This is a genomic window from Streptomyces aurantiacus (assembly GCF_027107535.1).
In the GTDB taxonomy this organism is placed as follows: domain Bacteria; phylum Actinomycetota; class Actinomycetes; order Streptomycetales; family Streptomycetaceae; genus Streptomyces.
Window position 1 is genome coordinate 2,812,776 of the sequence record NZ_CP114283.1, and the last position, 17,808, is coordinate 2,830,583.

General features: G+C 72.4%; 15 protein-coding genes and 5 tRNA genes. 14 read left to right on the forward strand and 6 right to left on the reverse strand.

The annotated features are described in order from the left end of the window. Window positions 1-113 precede the first annotated feature (113 nt). The 8 genes from O1Q96_RS14150 (at window position 114) to O1Q96_RS14185 (ending at window position 11,408) form a co-directional block, all read left to right on the forward strand. Complete coding sequence (locus tag O1Q96_RS14150; RefSeq protein WP_269248508.1) at window positions 114-1,166, forward strand: methionine ABC transporter ATP-binding protein; 1,053 nt, start codon at window positions 114-116, stop codon at window positions 1,164-1,166. Further along, a complete protein-coding gene (locus O1Q96_RS14155) occupies window positions 1,163-1,888 on the forward strand; it encodes a methionine ABC transporter permease (RefSeq protein ID WP_269248509.1) in 726 nt (241 codons plus the stop codon). Before O1Q96_RS14150 ends, O1Q96_RS14155 begins: the two co-directional genes overlap by 4 nt. 90 nt (window positions 1,889-1,978) lie before the next feature. Further along, window positions 1,979-2,806, forward strand: a complete 828-nt coding sequence (locus tag O1Q96_RS14160) for a MetQ/NlpA family ABC transporter substrate-binding protein (protein WP_269248510.1) — start codon at window positions 1,979-1,981, stop codon at window positions 2,804-2,806. A gap of 180 nt (window positions 2,807-2,986) precedes the next feature. Then, a complete protein-coding gene (locus O1Q96_RS14165; RefSeq protein WP_269248511.1) occupies window positions 2,987-3,625 on the forward strand; it encodes a GNAT family N-acetyltransferase in 639 nt (212 codons plus the stop codon). A gap of 145 nt (window positions 3,626-3,770) precedes the next feature. Further along, a complete protein-coding gene (gene cbiE, locus O1Q96_RS14170) occupies window positions 3,771-4,979 on the forward strand; it encodes a precorrin-6y C5,15-methyltransferase (decarboxylating) subunit CbiE (protein ID WP_269248512.1) in 1,209 nt (402 codons plus the stop codon). A 396-nt stretch (window positions 4,980-5,375) separates the two neighbouring features. After that, on the forward strand, window positions 5,376-9,053 hold the full coding sequence (cobT, locus tag O1Q96_RS14175; protein ID WP_269248513.1) for a nicotinate-nucleotide--dimethylbenzimidazole phosphoribosyltransferase: 3,678 nt from the start codon (window positions 5,376-5,378) through the stop codon (window positions 9,051-9,053). Between the two features lie 228 nt (window positions 9,054-9,281). Beyond that, window positions 9,282-10,526: a uroporphyrinogen-III C-methyltransferase gene (gene cobA, locus O1Q96_RS14180; protein ID WP_269248514.1), complete on the forward strand. Its 1,245-nt coding sequence runs from the start codon at window positions 9,282-9,284 to the stop codon at window positions 10,524-10,526. Between the two features lie 63 nt (window positions 10,527-10,589). Next, window positions 10,590-11,408 carry a TrmH family RNA methyltransferase gene (locus O1Q96_RS14185; RefSeq protein WP_269248515.1) on the forward strand — a complete coding sequence of 273 codons (819 nt, stop codon included), beginning with the start codon at window positions 10,590-10,592 and terminating at the stop codon, window positions 11,406-11,408. A 43-nt stretch (window positions 11,409-11,451) separates the two neighbouring features. On the opposite strand, the gene O1Q96_RS14190 is transcribed toward O1Q96_RS14185, so the two are convergent. Further along, on the reverse strand, window positions 11,452-12,747 hold the full coding sequence (locus tag O1Q96_RS14190) for a serine/threonine-protein kinase (RefSeq protein ID WP_419586880.1): 1,296 nt from the start codon (window positions 12,745-12,747) through the stop codon (window positions 11,452-11,454). 202 nt (window positions 12,748-12,949) lie between these two features. Between O1Q96_RS14190 and O1Q96_RS14195 the strand changes: the two genes are divergently transcribed. From O1Q96_RS14195 to O1Q96_RS14210, 4 genes are all read left to right on the forward strand, one after another. Further along, on the forward strand, window positions 12,950-13,216 hold the full coding sequence (locus tag O1Q96_RS14195; protein WP_055511046.1) for a hypothetical protein: 267 nt from the start codon (window positions 12,950-12,952) through the stop codon (window positions 13,214-13,216). A 208-nt stretch (window positions 13,217-13,424) separates the two neighbouring features. Continuing rightward, a complete protein-coding gene (locus O1Q96_RS14200) occupies window positions 13,425-13,634 on the forward strand; it encodes a hypothetical protein (RefSeq protein ID WP_269248516.1) in 210 nt (69 codons plus the stop codon). A gap of 195 nt (window positions 13,635-13,829) precedes the next feature. Next, window positions 13,830-14,780: a phosphotransferase enzyme family protein gene (locus tag O1Q96_RS14205; protein WP_269248517.1), complete on the forward strand. Its 951-nt coding sequence runs from the start codon at window positions 13,830-13,832 to the stop codon at window positions 14,778-14,780. Window positions 14,781-14,854: 74 nt separating this feature from the next. Continuing rightward, window positions 14,855-15,160, forward strand: a complete 306-nt coding sequence (locus O1Q96_RS14210) for a TFIIB-type zinc ribbon-containing protein (RefSeq protein ID WP_269248518.1) — start codon at window positions 14,855-14,857, stop codon at window positions 15,158-15,160. 59 nt (window positions 15,161-15,219) lie between these two features. Here the strand turns inward: O1Q96_RS14210 and O1Q96_RS14215 are convergent. The 5 genes from O1Q96_RS14215 to O1Q96_RS14235 all read right to left on the reverse strand — a co-directional run bounded on the left by O1Q96_RS14215 (window position 15,220) and on the right by O1Q96_RS14235 (window position 15,687). Continuing rightward, a tRNA-Val gene (locus tag O1Q96_RS14215) sits at window positions 15,220-15,291 on the reverse strand. Window positions 15,292-15,321: 30 nt separating this feature from the next. After that, a tRNA-Val gene (locus O1Q96_RS14220) sits at window positions 15,322-15,393 on the reverse strand. A 36-nt stretch (window positions 15,394-15,429) separates the two neighbouring features. Further along, window positions 15,430-15,501, reverse strand: a tRNA-Val gene (locus tag O1Q96_RS14225). A 1-nt stretch (window position 15,502) separates the two neighbouring features. After that, window positions 15,503-15,576, reverse strand: a tRNA-Cys gene (locus tag O1Q96_RS14230). A gap of 38 nt (window positions 15,577-15,614) precedes the next feature. Continuing rightward, window positions 15,615-15,687 (reverse strand) — tRNA-Gly (locus tag O1Q96_RS14235). A 156-nt stretch (window positions 15,688-15,843) separates the two neighbouring features. On the opposite strand from O1Q96_RS14235, the gene O1Q96_RS14240 reads away from it, so the two are divergent. Together O1Q96_RS14240 and O1Q96_RS14245 are read left to right on the forward strand one after the other, a co-directional pair. After that, on the forward strand, window positions 15,844-16,950 hold the full coding sequence (locus O1Q96_RS14240) for a chorismate-binding protein (RefSeq protein ID WP_269248519.1): 1,107 nt from the start codon (window positions 15,844-15,846) through the stop codon (window positions 16,948-16,950). A 29-nt stretch (window positions 16,951-16,979) separates the two neighbouring features. Next, window positions 16,980-17,801 (forward strand): aminotransferase class IV, encoded by an 822-nt coding sequence (locus O1Q96_RS14245; RefSeq protein ID WP_269248520.1) that lies wholly within the window; start codon window positions 16,980-16,982, stop codon window positions 17,799-17,801. Window positions 17,802-17,808: the final 7 nt, after the last annotated feature.

Below are 17,808 nucleotides of genomic sequence, written 5' to 3' on the forward strand. Positions count from 1 at the left end.
CGAGACCCGGCTTTCCACGCCACCGCGTGAACCACCGTGCCGCGTTCCGACCGAATGCACCCGTGCCCGGCGCACACCCACGCCCTGCACTCGACAGTGACGGAAATCCCCCAGTGATCACGACAACTGGCCTGACGAAGGTCTATCGGGCCCACCGCTCGCCCGGCCGTGAGATCACGGCCCTGGACGGCGTCGATCTGCATGTCCGCGAGGGCGAGGTGTACGGCGTCATCGGACAGTCCGGCGCCGGCAAGTCCTCCCTCATCCGCTGCGTCAACCTCCTGGAGCGCCCCACCGCCGGCACCGTGACCGTCGCCGGGCAGGACCTCACGGCCCTCGCCGGGCGCGGCCCGCGCGCCGGCCGCGAGCTGCGGAAGGCGCGCAGCCACATCGGCATGGTCTTCCAGCACTTCAACCTGCTGTCCTCGCGGACGGTCCAGGACAACGTCGAGCTGCCGCTGGAGATCCTTGGCAAGTCGGGGAAGGAACGTTCCCGCAAGGCGCTGGAACTGCTCGACCTCGTCGGTCTCGCCGACCGGGCCAAGGCCTACCCGGCCCAGCTCTCCGGCGGCCAGAAGCAGCGCGTCGGCATCGCCCGCGCCCTGGCCGGCGACCCGAAGGTGCTCCTCTCCGACGAGGCGACCAGCGCCCTCGACCCCGAGACCACCCGCTCCATCCTCCACCTGCTGCGCGACCTGAACCGGCAGCTCGGCCTGACCGTCCTGCTCATCACGCACGAGATGGACGTCGTCAAGACCGTCTGCGACTCGGCCGCCCTCATGGAGAACGGGAAGATCGTCGAGTCCGGCACGGTCAGCGAACTGCTCGCCACGCCGGGCTCCGAGCTGGCCGCCGCGCTCTTCCCGGTGAGCGGCGACGCCTCCGGCGACGACCGCACGGTCATCGACGTCACCTTCCACGGCGACGCCGCGACCCGGCCCGTCATCTCGCAGCTCTCCCGCACCTACAACATCGACATCTCGATCCTCGGCGCCGCGATGGACACCGTCGGTGGCAAGCAGGTCGGCCGGATGCGCATCGAGCTGCCCGGCCGCTACGAGGAGAACGTCGTGCCGGTCGGCTTCCTGCGCGAGCAGGGTCTGCAGATCGACCTCGTCGAACAAGCGGGGCAGGCGCCCGTACTGGTGAAGGAAGGTGCCAAGTGACCTGGTCCGAGATGCAGCCGCTGCTGGAGCAGGCCTGTTGGGACACCTTCTACATGGTCGGCTGGTCGACGCTCATCGCCGTCGTCGGCGGGCTGCCGCTGGGCATCCTGCTGGTTCTCACGGACCGCGGCGGCCTGCTGCAGAACACCGTGCTGAACAAGGTCATCGGGCAGATCGTGAACGTCGCCCGCTCGATGCCCTTCATCATCCTGATGGTCGCGCTCATGGGCTTCACCCGGTCGATCACCGGCACCACCATCGGCCGCGAGGCCGCCATCGTGCCGCTCGCGATCGGTGCGATCCCGTTCTTCGCGCGCCTGGTCGAGACGGCCGTCCGCGAGGTGGACGGCGGCCTGGTGGAAGCCGTGCAGTCGATGGGCGGCAACACCTGGACCGTCGTCCGCAAGGTGCTCGTACCCGAGTCGCTGCCGTCGCTGATCTCCAGCACCACCACGACGATCGTCGCGCTCCTCGGCTACTCCGCCATGGCCGGCACCGTCGGCGCGGGAGGCCTCGGCGACATCGCCATCCGCTACGGCTACCAGCGCTTCGAGACCGAACTGATGTGGATCACCGTGGGCATCCTCGCGGTGGTCATCTCCCTCATCCAGTTCGCGGGCGACTTCGCCGCGCGCGGGCTGCACCGGCGCGGTGGCCAGTCCGGCGCGGCCCCGCGGCTCAGGCTCCTGAAGGCCGCCACCGCGACCAGCAAGACCGTCTGACCACTACGGCTCCCGCTGCCCACTTCCACCCCCTCGGTTCTCCCCGCACACCCCCGCGGGGCCGCCACACCCTCAGGAAAGGCACTTTTCGTGCGTAACACCGCCAAGCTCACCACCGCCGTGCTCGCCGCCGGAGCCCTCACCCTGGGTCTCACCGCCTGCGGCGCGGAGAAGGGCGCCGGCTCCGACGCGAGCGGCCCGCTGATCGTCGCCGCCAGCCCGGTCCCGCACGCCGAGATCCTCACCTACGTGCGGGACAACCTGGCGAAGGACGCGGGACTCGACCTGCAGGTCAAGGAGTTCACGGACTACGTCCTGCCGAACACCGCGACCGAGGACGGCTCCGTCGGCGCCAACTACTTCCAGAACCAGCCGTACCTCGACGACTTCAACAAGAAGAACGGCACCCACATCGTGCCCGTCGTCACGGTCCACCTGGAGCCGCTCGGTCTCTACTCCAACAAGGTCGACAAGGCCGACGAGCTGAAGAGCGGTGCGACGGTCGCCGTCCCGAACGACACGGTCAACGAGGCGCGGGCGCTCAAGCTCCTCGACGCCAACGGGATCATCACGCTCAAGGACGGCGCGGGCAACGACGCGACCCCCAAGGACATCGCGAAGAACCCGAAGAACCTCAAGTTCAAGGAGCTGGAGGCGGCCCAGACCCCGCGCTCCCTGGACGACGTCGACGCCGCCGTGATCAACGGCAACTACGCGATCGAGTCGGACCTCAAGCCCTCCGACGACGCCCTGGTCCTGGAGTCCGCCGACGACAACCCGTACGGCAACTTCCTCGCCGTCAAGGAGGGGAACGAGGACGACCCGCGCGTCAGGAAGCTCGCCGAGCTCCTGACCTCCGCCGAGGTCAAGAAGTTCATCGAGGACAAGTACGCCGGTTCCGTCGTCGCGTCGTTCTGACCGCACCGGACGGCTCCGGGAGCGGCTGACGCGGCGCAGGTCCGTCACCCTCCCGTCGGCCGCCGTTCCCTCTGCACCACGGTGTCGACTCGTCGACACCGTGGTGCAGTTCGGCGCTCACATGCTGCATGCTGGGCAGTTCAGCAGGCCCGACGGTCCCTGATGGTTACGGAGCGGCGCATGACGAACACCTTCCCCGACATCTCCCTGAACACGGAGCGGTTGGTACTGCGCCCTCTCGAGGACGACGACGTTCCCGCCCTCACCGAGATGATGAACGACGAGCAGGTCGCGGCCTGGACGTCCGTGCCGCAGCCCTTCACCGAGGCCGCCGCCCGCACCTGGATCACCCGGTACGCGCCCGCCGAGCGCACCTCGGGCCGCGGACTGGACCTCGCCGTCACGGAGTTCCTCACCCAGCGGCTGGTCGGCGTCATCCAGCTGGGCAGGACGAATTGGCATGTCCGCTCCACAGAGCTCTCGTACATCATCGCGCCCTGGGCACGCGGCGAGGGCTACGCGTCCGAAGCGTCACTCGCCACCGCCCAGTGGCTCTTCGGCGACCAGCGGTTCGAGCGTCTGGAGCTGCGCACCGCGGCCGACAACACCGCCTCCCAGCAGGTCGCGCAGAAGATCGGCTGCATCAGCGAGGGCGTCCTGCGCGGAGCCTGTATAGCGCGCACCCGCACCGAGAGCGGGCGCTGGGAGGATCTGCGCACCGACTTCATCGTGTGGGGCCTGCTTCCCGAGGACATCGAGGGCATCGCCGAGCAGCTCGCCGACAGCGGCGGGTTCACCGCCTACTCCGACTGGAACTGACCGGAACCGCACCGGAGGCGGCCGCGGACCCCCGCCCGCACCCCCGGACGTCACGAGGTACGCTCACTGGGCTCCGCACGCCCGCCCGGCCGCACGCCCACCTGACGACCTGACGACCTGCGAAGACTCCAGGAGACTGACGACGATGGCCGACCGGGTCACGGTGATCGGCTGGGACGGCTCGCCGCTGACGGACGCGGCGCGCTCGGCTCTCGGCGTCGCCACACTGGTGGCCGGCGCGGGACATCACCTGGTCCTCCCCGAAGTGCCCCCGTCCGCCGAGCGCATCCGCCTCGGCAGCGTCGCCCTCGCGGGCCGCCGCATCGCCGCCCATCGCGGCACCGCCGTCGTCCTCGCCGACGGCGACCCGGGCTTCTTCGGAGTCGTACGCACCCTGCGCGCGCCCGAGTTCGGCCTGGAGGTCGAGGTCGTCCCCGCGGTCTCGTCCGTGGCCGCCGCCTTCGCCCGCGCCGGCATGCCCTGGGACGACGCACAGGTGGTCGTCGCGCACCGGCGCACCCTGCGACGCGCGGTGAACGTGTGCCGGGCCCACAGCAAGGTCGCCGTCCTCACCTCACCCGGCGCCGGACCGGCCGAGCTGGGCCTGCTCCTGGACGGAGTCCACCGCACCTTCGTCATCTGCGAGGAACTCGGCTCCGAGCGGGAACGGGTCACGGTCCTGACCTCCGACAAGGTCGCCGACCACACCTGGCGCGACCCGAACGTCGTCATCGTGCTCGGCGGCCCCGTCGCGTCCTCCGAGGGCGGCGGCTGGATCGCCGGCCGCGACCCGGGCACCGGCCCCCGCGGCTGGGCGCTGCCCGACGACATGTACGGCCACGAGCTCGGCGAGGGCGAGACCGAGGTACTGCGCGCCGCCCAACTCGCCCGGCTGGGACCGCGCATCGGCGACCTCGTCTGGGACATCGGCTCCGGCAGCGGCGCCTTCGCCACGGAGGCCGCGCGCTGCGGCGCCGCCGTCATCGCCGTCGACCGCGACCCCGACGCCTGTGCCCGCACGATGGCCGCCGCCCGCCGCTTCGGTGTCCAGCTCCAGATCACCCACGGGACCGCGCCGCACGTCCTCGAGAACCTCCCGGAACCGGACGTCGTGCGTGTGGGCGGGGGTGGGGCCGCGGTGGTCTCGGCCGTCGCCGACCGGCGCCCCCAGCGGATCGTCACGCACGCCGCGACCCGCGACGCCGCCGAACTCATCGGCAGGGACCTGACGGAGCACGACTACCGGGTCGAATGCGCGCTCCTGCAGTCCGTCGAGATGGACACCCGCGCCTGGACGGAGAAGGAGCGCAGCGTCGCCTTCCTGCTCTCCGGAGAACTGGGGCGACGCGACTGACCGCGCCGAGGTGCGGTGGCCGGCCGGCAGGCGGGTCACTGCCCGATCGCGCCCTGTGATCCTGTAGTCGTACCGCGCGCGGTAGGCTGACCGATCGTTGTACCGCAGTCGGGTTGTCCGGTATTTCGCCGGTCAATGTCCGGAAAACGCACCTGTTTTGGGATGCGTGTGGTACGGCGGAAACCGGAGGACGCGCAAAGTGGCGCAGTCCACAGCGGGCCGTGACGGATCACCCTGTCGCGGTGGCGGACCGACCGCGACAATGCCAGTTAATGGCTTTGTCGACCGGTCGTTCGTGCCGCCCGGCCCGTGTGCTCGTTCTCATGACGGGCGGTCGGTGCGCCGCTCCGGACGAGCAGGTCGTAGGAGCACTAAACCGATGGGCGAGGGGTACGCATGACCGACACCGGCCAGGTCCCGGGCGAGGGACTGCCGGAGAACGCAGGCATGGTGGAGCAGCCGGGCGTCCCCGCCCCCGGCGCGTACACCTACCTCTCCGAGTCCACCGCCGAAGACGAAGACCTGTTGCTGCTGCCGGGCGCCCAGGGGGCTTGGGGCAACGAAGTGGCCCCGCCGGCCCCGGCGCCTGTCGTCGAGGCCGTCCACGAGCCCGGTCCGCACGAGACGGCGGGCCGCGACAGCGGCTCGGTCGACCTCAGCGCCGTCCGGATGTCCTCGCCCGCACCGCAGCCGCCCGTCGCCCGTCGCCCCCTGCACCTCGGCCCGCCCACCCCGGACGGTGCCGGCAGCCCGGTGCGTTCGCTCGCCGACCGCGGTCCGGCGGGAGCGCCGCCCACCCCCTTTCCCGTACGGCAGGCGGGTCCGCCCACGTCCGGACCCGAATACCTCGACGTACCGCGTGACGAGATCGCGCTGCAGGGCGCGGCGCCCTGGGGAGCCCAGGCGCAGGCCCAGGTACAGGTAGCGCCTCCGGTGGCACAGGTCGGTTCCGAGGACGTGCCTGCAGAAACGGTCTTCCCGGCGGTCGCCGAGGCGCACGCCGGTGAACCGGCAGCCGTCGAGGCCGCCCCCGTCGCGCAGGTACCCGAAGCCGAGGGTGACGCGTCGCTTCCCGAGGTCCAGGGCCCCCCGGTCCCGCCGGAACCCTCGGAGGAGCCGGCGGCGGAGCAGCCCGCCGAGGCGCCGCAGGGACAGGACGCTCCGAGCGCCGACGGCCCCGACGCCGCGCAGACCCGGTCCGCCGCGGACCCCGCAGAGCCCGAGCAGGCTCCGGAAGCGGTGCAGGCACCCGAAGAGGCGTACGGTGCGCCGCAGCCGGAAGCCGTTCGGCCCGATGAGCAGCCGGCCGGGACCGTGGAGGACGTCCAGGTACCGGACGCAGTCCCGGTCCCCGAACCGGTCCTCGAACCGGTTCTCGTGCAGGACTACGCGCAGGCTCCCCAGCTCGCCGACGGTTCGCTGTTCCCGCAGGCCCCGGACGGGGGCCACGGCCCCGAGTTCGCCCAGGCCGTCCCGGAGTTCGCACACGCGCCCCAGCCCACGCCCTTCCCCGCCGCACCCCACTACGCGCACCCGTCGGAGGACGCCGGGCAGCACGCGCCCGAGGCCCCGCAGGCCGCGTACGCGGCGCCGGACCCGCAGCCCGTGTACCCGGCGGAGCCGCAGGTCCCGGATCCAGCCGTGCCGTTCACCGGGGCCGCACCGCCCGCGGGGGCCCAGGAGCCCCAGCCGCAGCCGGTGGAGGCCGAGCCGTTCGTCGCGGAGGCCGTCCAGGTCCAGGGTCCCGCCGAGGCCCCGTGGTCCGCCGGGCCCACCGAGCCCGAGGCCGTGCCCGTCCGGAGCGCCGAGGAGCCCGAGGCCCCGCAGGAGGTGCCGGCCGAGACCGCCGCGTACGCCGAAGAACCCGTGGTGGCCGTGGCACACGAGGGCCACGGCGAGGCGGCCGCGCTGCAGGACGGACCCCCGGAGACCCACGCCGAGCAGCCCGCCGGCCAGTTCGTGCCCGTCGAGGGCATGGTGCCGACCACCCCGCACCTGGCTCCGACCCCGCCCCACGCCATGACCGTGCCGCCCCTCCCGGAGGAGCGGGCCGAGCAGATCGCCGAAGAGGCGGCGGGCCCGGCCGCGGTGACCGTCGAGCAGCCCGCCGAACCGGCGCCCGACAGCGGGCAGGACGAGGAGCCCGTCCTCGTCCTGCCCGCCCCCAGGGAGCCCGACCCGGCTCCCGACGCCGAGGCGACTCCCGTACCGGAGGCGCCGGTCGAGGCCGAGGAGGAGAGCCCGGAGCCCGTGGCGGCACAGCAGGCGGAGGACCTGGACACCCGCGCCGCCGACCAGGAGGAGAGCACGGCCGCCGTGGCCCGGACACGAGAGTCCACCGGACCGGCCGCGCCCGGCTACGACGACGCCGAACGCGAGGCCGTCCTGCGCGTCATGCGCGAGCGCCGCGACATCCGCAACGGCTTCCGCAGCGACCCGATCCCGCACGACGTGCTGCTCCGCGTCCTGGAGGCGGCCCACACGGCGCCCTCCGTCGGCCACTCCCAGCCCTGGGACTTCGTCGTCATCCGCTCCGCCGAGACACGGCGCACGATGCACGAACTGGCCGCCCGCCAGCGCGAGGCGTACGCCCAGTCGCTCCCCAAGGGCCGCGCGAAGCAGTTCAAGGAACTGAAGATCGAGGCCATCCTCGACACCCCGGTGAACATCGTCGTCACCGCCGACCCGACCCGCGGCGGCCGGCACACCCTCGGCCGCCACACCCAGCCGCAGATGGCCCCGTACTCCTCCGCGCTCGCCGTCGAGAACCTGTGGCTCGCGGCCCGCGCCGAGGGCCTGGGCGTCGGCTGGGTCAGCTTCTTCGACGAGCGGGAGATGGTCCGCGAGCTGGGCCTGCCCGAGCACCTGGAGGTCGTGGCCTACCTCTGCGTCGGATACGTCGACGAGTTCCCGGAGGAGCCCGAGCTGATGCAGGCGGGCTGGTCCAAGCGCCGCCCGCTGTCCTGGGTCGTGCACGAGGAGACGTACGGCCGTCGCGCGCTGCCCGGCGAGGAGCCGCACGACCTGCTCGCCGAGACCGTCACCAACATCCGCCCGCTGGACGCCAAGGCGCTCGGCGAGGCGTGGGAGCGCCAGAAGCGCATGACCAAGCCGGCCGGTGCCCTCGGCATGCTGGAGATCATCTCCGCGCAGCTCTCGGGCCTGTCCCGGATGTGCCCGCCCCCGATCCCGGAACCGGCCGCCGTCGCGATCTTCGCGGGCGACCACGGCGTCCACGCGCAGGGCGTCACCCCGTGGCCGCAGGAGGTCACCGGCCAGATGGTGGCCAACATCCTCGGCGGCGGCGCGGTCTGCAACGCCTTCGCCACCCAGGTCGGTGCCGAGGTCTGCGTCGTCGACGTGGGTGTGGCCTCCGACCTGCCCGCGACCCCCGGCCTGCTGCCGCGCAAGGTCCGTGCGGGCACGGCCGACATGACGACCGGTCCCGCGCTGACCCGCGAGGAGGTCAGGGCGGCCATCGAGGTGGGCATCGAGACCGCCCGCGATCTGGTGGCGGCCGGTAACAAGGCCCTGATCACGGGCGAGATGGGCATCGCCAACACCACGGCCTCGGCGGCGCTGATCTCCGTCTTCACCGGCGCCGACCCGGCCGAGGTCACCGGCCGCGGCACCGGTATCAACGACGAGACCCTGGCCCGCAAGACCGAGGTGGTACGCCGGGCCCTGGAACTCCACCAGCCGGACCCCGCCGACCCGATCGGTGTCCTCGCGGCCATCGGCGGTCTGGAGCACGCCGCGATGGTGGGCCTCCTCCTCGGCGGGGCCTCCCTGCGCACACCGGTGATCCTGGACGGTGTGAGCGCCGGCGCGGCGGCCCTGGTGGCCCGCGCCATCGCCCCGGAGGTGCTGGCGGCCTGCATCGCCGGCCACCGCAGCGCCGAGCCCGGCCACGTGGCCGCCCTCAACAAGCTGGGCCTGCGCCCCCTGGTCGACCTCGACCTCCGTCTCGGCGAGGGCACCGGCGCCCTGCTGGCCCTCCCGGTCGTGCAGAGCGCGGCCCGGGCGATGCACGAGGTGGCGACGTTCGACTCGGCCGGGGTGACCGAGAAGTAGCCGCGTCGTCGGTCCGTGCCCGCCCGGCGCAACGGGCGGGCACGGACCGACGACGGACCCGCTCGTGCGGGGCTCTGAGGCGCAGCCCCAGTTTCGGCAAGGGCCGGACCGGGGGAAAGAAACCCCACCCCAGCCGTCCACCACGCCGCACTCTAAAATCCGCACGTCAGGGCCGCTCCAAGGCAGCAGCGCCCCCACCGCACCACCCGCATGAGGAGCCGCACCTCCATGGCCGAACACCCCGCCTACCCCGTAGGCCTCCGCCTCCTTGGCCGCCGCGTCGTAGTCCTCGGCGGCGGCCAGGTCGCCCAACGCCGTCTCCCCGCCCTCATCGCGGCGGGCGCGGACATCCACCTCGTCTCCCCGGCCGCCACCCCCTCGGTCGAGGCCATGGCGGACGCGGGCGAACTGACCTGGACGAGGCGCCCCTACGAGCCGGGCGACCTCGCGGAAGCCTGGTACGCCCTGATCGCCACCAGCGACCCCGAGGCGAACATCGCGGCCTCGGCGGAGGCGGAGACGCACCGCGTGTGGTGCGTCCGCTCGGACGACGCCGACGCGGCCACGGCCTGGACCCCGGCGACGGGCCACAGTGAGGGCGTCACCGTGGCCGTCCTGACCACGAACGCCAAGGGCCGCGACCCCCGCCACACCGCGGCCGTCCGCGACGCGGTGGTCGAGGGCCTGCGCGACGGCACCCTCGTGGCACCCCACTACCGCACCCGCACGCCCGGCGTCGCCCTGGTCGGCGGCGGCCCCGGCGACCCGGACCTGATCACGGTCCGCGGGCGGCGCCTCCTCGCCGAGGCGGACGTGGTCATCGCCGACCGCCTGGGCCCCCGCGACCTGCTCGCCGAACTGCCGCCCCACGTCGAGGTGATCGACGCGGCGAAGATCCCGTACGGACGCTTCATGGCCCAGGAGGCCATCAACAACGCGCTCATCGAGCACGCCCAGCAGGGCAAGTCGGTGGTCCGTCTGAAGGGCGGCGACCCCTTCGTCTTCGGCCGTGGCATGGAGGAGGCCCAGGCACTGGCCGAGGCGGGCATCTCCTGCACGGTCGTCCCCGGCATCTCCAGCTCGATCTCGGTCCCGGGCGCGGCCGGCATCCCGGTCACGCACCGCGGAGTCGCCCACGAGTTCACCGTCGTCAGCGGCCATGTCGCCCCCGACGACGAACGCTCCCTGGTCGACTGGGCGGCGCTCGCCAAGCTCCGCGGCACCCTGGTCGTCCTGATGGGCGTGGACAAGATCGGCGCCATCGCCCGCACACTCATGGACAACGGCAAGGCGTCCGACACCCCCGTGGCGCTCGTCCAGGAGGGCACGACCGCGGCGCAGCGCCGCGTCGACGCGACGCTCGCGACGGTCGCCGGGACGGTACGTGCCGAGGACGTGCGGCCCCCGGCGGTCATCGTCATCGGCGAGGTCGTCACCGTGAGCGCGGACGGCTCGTTCGAGACATCTGAGTAACCCCGGGTAACACAACCGTTCCCAGCCGTTGGCACCGCACCCAGGACAAGGCAGTATCACCCTGTGGCCGATCTCATCACCGTTGAGGACCCAGCCGACCCCCGCCTGCGTGACTACACGGGCCTGACCGACGTGGAGCTGCGCCGCAAGCGCGAACCGGCCGAGGGCCTGTTCATCGCCGAGGGCGAGAAGGTCATCAGACGGGCCAAGGACGCCGGCTACGAGATGCGCTCGATGCTGCTGTCCGCCAAGTGGGTCGACGTCATGCGCGACGTCATCGACGAACTCCCGGCCCCGGTGTACGCGGTCAGCCCGGACCTCGCCGAACAGGTCACCGGCTACCACGTGCACCGCGGCGCGCTCGCCTCCATGCAGCGCAAACCGCTGCCGACCCCCGACGACCTGCTCCGGACGGCCCGCCGGGTCGTGGTCATGGAGTCGGTCAACGACCACACCAACATCGGGGCGATCTTCCGCTCCGCCGCCGCCCTGGGGATGGACGCGGTGCTGCTCTCCCCGGACTGCGCGGACCCTCTGTACCGGCGTTCGGTGAAGGTCTCCATGGGCGCGGTCTTCTCGGTCCCGTACGCGCGTCTGGACTCCTGGCCCAAGGGGCTCGAGTCGGTCCGGGAGGCGGGCTTCGGCCTCCTCGCGCTCACCCCGGACGAGAAGGCCAAGACCCTGGACGAGGTGGCCCCGCACCGGATGGACCGGGTCGCGCTGATGCTCGGCGCGGAGGGCGACGGCCTGTCCACCCAGGCGCTCGTGGCCGCCGACGAGTGGGTCCGCATCCCGATGGCCCACGGCGTCGACTCGCTCAACGTGGGTGCGGCCGCCGCGGTCGCGTTCTACGCGGTGGCGACCGGCCGCCCACGGCCCTGAGGCCCGCGCCCGCGGACCGCGGGCGCCGGCCGCCTCCGGATTCCTACGCCTGACGCCCGGCCGCGCGCGGTGTGGCAGGCGGTACGCGGTCCGGCTGTACGTGCTCCTGCCTGCGCTCCTGCACACGGTCGCCGCCGAGTCCGCGGGCCGGCCCCTGGCAGCCCTGGGCCGCCGCGATCGCCAGCGCCACCAGCAGTGTCACCACGACGAACACGAAGAGCCGCTGCCTCAGCAGCCGCGGGTTGGCCGGCCGCCGGCCGGTCCCGGTGGTGCGCGGCCCGGGACGCCCCGTCCCACTGCGCTGCGGGCCGGAACGGCTGCCGGAGTTGGAGCGCGTCGAGTTGCCCCGCGAGGGGGCAGGGCGCGCCCCGGACCGCGACGGGGTGCCGTTGCCCCGCGGCGGGGGAGTGCCCGGTGTGCGCCGGGTGCGCTGCTCCGGGTAACTGTCGTCGAGCCGCCCGGTCGGCCGGTCGGCCTCCGCGGCACGGGGAACGGGCGGGCGCGTGTCGCCCATCCCGTGCGTCTCGCGTGCCGCGATCTCCTTGAGCCGCAGCGACAACTGCAGTGTGCTGGGCCGTTCCTCGGGATCCTTCGCCAGGCAGGCGCGTACGAGAGGCGCCAGCGAGTCGGGCACCCCGTGCAGCTGCGGCTCCTCGTGCACCACGCGGTAGAGCATCACTTCGGAACTGCCGTGCCCGAAGGGCGAGTCCTGGGTCGCGGCGTACGCCAGCGTGGCACCGAGCGCGAACACGTCCGTGGCCGGTGTGACGGCGGCGCCCCGCACCTGCTCCGGCGCCAGGAAACCGGGCGAGCCCACCGCCGTACCGACGTGGGTGAGGGTGCTCGCACCCGTCGCCCAGGCGATGCCGAAGTCGATGATGCGCGGCCCCTTCGGGGACAGCAGGATGTTCGACGGCTTCAGGTCCCGGTGGACGACCCCGGCCTCGTGCACGGCGACGAGTCCTTCGGAGAGGGCGGCGCCGACGGCCGCGACCTCGGCCGCGAAGAGCGGGCCCTCCTCGGTGACCTTGTCGTGCAGCGAGGGACCGGGAACGTACTGCGTCGCGAACCAGGGGCGGTCGGCCTCCAGGTCCGCGGCGACGAGCCGCGCGGTGCACCCGCCCCGGATCCGGCGCGCCGCCGACACCTCACGGGCGAAGCGCGACCGGAACTCCTGGTCCTCCGCGAGGTCGGGCCGGATCACCTTCAGGGCGACCCGCTGGCCACGCCGGTCGGAACCCAGATAGACAACGCCCATCCCGCCCGCGCCGAGCCGTCGGTGAAGCCTGAACGAGCCGACGACACGCGGGTCCTCGCGCCTCAGGCGCATCATCGCCATGTCCATCCCCGCTGCCCGGTCCGTTTGACGAGCCACAGCTTACGTTTCCGCGGCCGGGTGCGCGCAGAGGCCGCGCCCTCGCGGACCGACCGATTGTCAGTGCCGGGTGGGAAACTTGAAAGGTGGTCAGGGGACGGGGGAGCCGGGCGGTGTTGAGCTGCGCGGATCCCCAACCATCCGTCGCAGAAGGGGGATTGGGCCCGTGAAGGGTGATCGCGTGGAGATAGTGGTCGACGCGGGGGACACGACCCGTACGTACGAGGTGGTGGCCAGTCGTGCGGGCCGCCGGGTGGAGACGGCGGTCCGCAGAGGAGTGGTCGAAGTGAGCGAAGTCACCCGCAGCGGATCGGTCGTCCGCACGGCCCGCTTCATGGCCACCAGGGTGCTCGCCCTGGTCGAACAGCCGGTCCCGAGGGAGGACAGCTCGGAACAGACCGGACGTCCCCTCCGGGAAACCCCCGAGACCTAGGACCTCTTCTCCACCCAGGGGAGTACTCCGCAGGTCACCGCTCATCCTCCGGGAGGCCCGGTAATAGGTACGAGGGCATGACGACCCGCACGCGCCCCGCACCTAGATTGGTTCTCAAGCGGCGGGTGCAGCACTCGTCCCCCGAGGTCAGACACCCGCCGCTGCCAGACGTCAGAAGCTTTTCAACAGAACGGTCAGGAGAGGGACCATGGCGGACATCGCACCGCGGACCATGATCCGCACGCAGGGACGCAGGGCGTACAGCGCAGCGTTCGGTTCCAGCCGGTCCGGCCGGCGCCACCCGCTGGTGGCGACCGCCATGGTCCTTCCTCTGGCCACCCTGCTCGTAGTCGTCTTCGGAGGCTGGGAAGCAGTGGTCACACAGGCGTCGTCCGTGGGCGTGATGCTGGGGCGCTGAGCGGCGCCCCAGGCCCGGAAGAGCGGTCCGGGCGGGGACATCCGGCCATGAAACCCCGTGGGGACGGGGGTGCGGCGGACGGCAAAAATGCGGGCGCAGCTGGGGAGCTGCGCCCGCATTGCTTTGCCCTGCGTACGCTCCGGGAGGACCGTCGGCGCTGGACCCGGCGGGAGGTACGACCCGAGGGGGACCCGAGTGACCGCTGACGTGCTGCTGCCCGCGCTCCGCGCGAAGGTGCGGGCCGCCGTTCATCCGGCCGCGCAGGCGTGTGCCTGCGGTACGGGGGCCTCCGTGCTCGCCGACCGGCCCGACGGAGCCGTCGTCCGGCATGCGGGCACCGTGGCGAAGGCGCACGCCCCCGACACGGACCTGCCCGCGCTGGCGGCACGCATGGCCGTCGCCGCCCACCCCGGACTCGCCCACGTCCTCCTGCCTCCGCTCGGCGCGAGCGTGGCCGAGCTGCAGGGGCGACCGGTCACGCTCTGGCCGTACGGCACCCCCGTGGACCGCGACGACCCCGAGGCCGCCCCCTGGGAGGAGGCCGGGACGCTCCTCGCGCACCTGCACCGGACTCCGGAGCCGGTGCTGCCGCCCGGGCTTCCGCCGATGCGGGGCCCGGCGAAGGCGGCCCGTGCGATCGCCCGGCTCAGGTCGGCGGGCCCGCATGCGGCGGCCGCTCCGGTGCTGCGCGCCTGGGCCGTTCTGCCCTCCTGGGCGCGCGGCGAGGCCCCGATGCCGGACACCCGCACGCTCTGCCACGGGGATCTCCACCTGGGCCAGTTGGTGCGTTCGCAGGCCGGCGACTGGCTGCTCATCGACATCGACGACCTCGGCCGGGGTGAGCCCGCCTGGGACCTGGCCCGCCCCGCGGCCTGGTTCGCCTGCGGTCTTCTCCCGCCCGACGAATGGACACGCTTCCTCACCGCGTACCGGAAGGCAGCCGGCCCGGCCGTCCCCGGGGACGGTGACCCCTGGCCGGCCCTCGACGTGCCGGCCCGTGCCCTGACCGTACAGACGGCGGCTCTGGCGATCGTGAAGTCGGTGGCCGGCGGGCGCCCGTTGGACGAGGTCGAGACGTCCGTGATCGACGCATGTGACCGAATGGCCGCCCACCCGCCGGAGTTGGCGGGAGAATACGCGACGTAGGGTGCAACCGACCGAACCCGGGCAGTGTCTGTCCTGGCGGAAGCAGTACCGACCGGCGAGGAGTTGAGCCGAGCATGCAGTGTCCGAAGTGCCATGCGCCGATGCACACGTACAACCGCAATGGTGTCCAGATCGAGCAGTGCAGCGGCTGCCGCGGGATTTTCCTCGACTACGGCGAGCTGGAGTCACTGACCCGCATGGAGGGCCAGTGGTCGCAGCCCGCACCGCCGCCCCCGGGCGCCCCGCAGGCGTACCCGTCCGCTCCCGCCCCGGCCTGGGGAGCTCCTCACGGCGGCCAGGGCGGCCACGGCGGACATGGCGGCCACTACGGCCACAACAAGCGTCACAAGAGCTTCGGCCACATGCTCTTCTCCTCCTGACCGGACCGGAGGAACGACGAAGCCCCCGACCGTACGAGACGGCCGGGGGCTTCGGTGTGTGCGCGATACTGGGATTGAACCAGTGACCTCTTCCGTGTCAGGGAAGCGCTCTCCCGCTGAGCTAATCGCGCGGATGGGACCTGCTGGTGGTGCGTACTGCGTGCGCGATACTGGGATTGAACCAGTGACCTCTTCCGTGTCAGGGAAGCGCTCTCCCGCTGAGCTAATCGCGCGGGACCGAATCTCACCGAACGTACCGGAAGATCCAGTGGACGATACTGGGATTGAACCAGTGACCTCTTCCGTGTCAGGGAAGCGCTCTCCCGCTGAGCTAATCGTCCTTGGAGGTGGAGACGGGATTTGAACCCGTGTAGACGGCTTTGCAGGCCGTTGCCTCGCCTCTCGGCCACTCCACCAGGAGTGCGGGGGTCGGGAAGATCCCCCCCTTCCTGCGAGCGGACGACCAGGTTCGAACTGGCGACCTCAACCTTGGCAAGGTTGCGCTCTACCAACTGAGCTACGTCCGCTTGTCGTTTCCGGTCGGCTCACGCTTCCCGGCGACGTGTTGAACTCTAGCGGATTCCGGGGCCAGCACAAAAACGCGTTTGTGCAGCGTGCTGCGCTACGCCCGCTCCAGGACACGGTCGGGGCACCCGCAGGTCACCCACCATAGACTCGCAGTCGTGCAGGATCTCCCAGCTCTCGCCCGCTTCGGCGGCCTCGTCGCGACCGGCCTCCTCGATGTCACCAGCGATCCCGCGGCCCTGGACTCCGGTGGCTTCTGGGCCGTCAGCGCCGACTTCGAGGGGCGTACGGTCTGCGCCCGCTTCGCGGACGTACGGCGTGAGACCGTGCCCGCGCCGGTGCCGGGTGAGTGGCGCGGGCCCGCCGCCGGTGACTGGACGTCGTCGCTCGACCGCGCCGCGTACACGGCGGGGGTGCGCCGCATCCGCGAGCACATCGCGGCCGGCGAGGTGTACCAGGCGAACCTCTGCCGTGTCCTCTCGGCGCCCGTCGCACCGGACGCCGACGTGGACGCGCTGACCGCCCTGCTGGCGCGCGGCAACCCGGCGCCGTATGCCGGAACGATTCGCCTGCCCGGTCACGGGGTCGAGACGGCCACCGCGTCCCCGGAGCTCTTCCTGCGCCGCACCGGCCGTGTCGTCGAGTCGGGGCCGATCAAGGGCACGGGACGGACCGAGGCGGACCTGCTGGACAAGGATCACGCCGAGAACGTGATGATCGTGGACCTGGTGCGCAACGACCTGGGCCGGGTGTGCGCGACCGGCACCGTGACCGTGCCCGACCTGTGCGTCGTCGAGAAGCACCCCGGGCTCGTCCACCTCGTCTCCACCGTCCGCGGCGAACTGCGTGCGGACGTGGGCTGGCCGGAGCTGCTGGCCGCGGCCTTCCCGCCCGGATCCGTCACCGGCGCCCCGAAGTCCAGCGCGCTGCGGATCATCGAGGATTTGGAGACGGTGCCCAGGGGGCCGTACTGCGGTGGCATCGGCTGGGTCGACGCCGATCGCGGCACCGGCGAGCTGGCCGTCGGCATCCGTACCTTCTGGATCGACCGGGCGGAGGGCGTGCTGCGCTTCGGCTCCGGTGCGGGCATCACCTGGGGTTCGGATCCCGAGCGCGAGTGGGCGGAGACCGAGCTGAAGGCCGCCCGGCTGCTCGCTGTAGCGTCGGGGGTGTACCCAGGGGCGTACGACACGGACGGGGCGGCACCCGAGGACGAGCCCGACGACCCCGGGGCCGCCGGCCGGGAAAGCACGTCGGGTCGGTAACCCGGCACGTTCACGCGAGGTGAGGTTCAGTGAAGATCTGGCTCGACGGCGGGCTGCAGGACAGCGAGACGGCCAGTGTCTCCGTCTTCGACCACGGGCTGACCGTGGGCGACGGCGTCTTCGAGACCGTGAAGGCGGTCCACGGCCGCCCGTTCGCGCTCACCCGCCACCTGGACCGGCTGGCGCGCTCGGCGAGCGGTCTCGGTCTGCCCGAGCCCGACCGTGACGAGGTGCGCCGGGCCTGCACGGCCGTCCTGGACGCCGATCCGATGCCGCTCGGCCGCCTGAGGATCACGTACACCGGGGGCCACGGGCCGCTCGGCTCGGACCGTGGTGAGCACGGGCCGACCCTCGTCGTGGCCCTGGGGGAGTCCCACCGACGCCCCGACTCCACCGCCGTGATCACCGTGCCGTGGACCCGCAACGAACGCGGCGCGCTGACGGGCCTGAAGACGACGTCGTACGCGGAGAACGTCGTCGCCCTGGCCCGCGCCCGCCAACAGGGCGGCTCCGAGGCGCTGTTCGCGAACACCGTCGGACAGCTCTGTGAAGGGACCGGTTCCAACGTCTTCGTGGTCCTCGACGGCGAGATCCACACCCCGCCCGTCTCCTCCGGGTGCCTCGCGGGCATCACGCGCGCCCTCACCGTCGAGTGGACGGGCGCCAGGGAGACCGACCTGCCGCTGGACGTCCTGGAGCGGGCCGAGGAGATTTTCCTGACCTCGACGCTGCGTGACGTGCAGGCCGTGCACCGGGTGGACGGCCGCGAACTGCCCGGCGCGCCGGGCCCGGTGACCGCGAAGGCCATGCGGATCTTCGGCGAGCGGGCGGGCGACGACCTCGATCCATGAGCCGGCG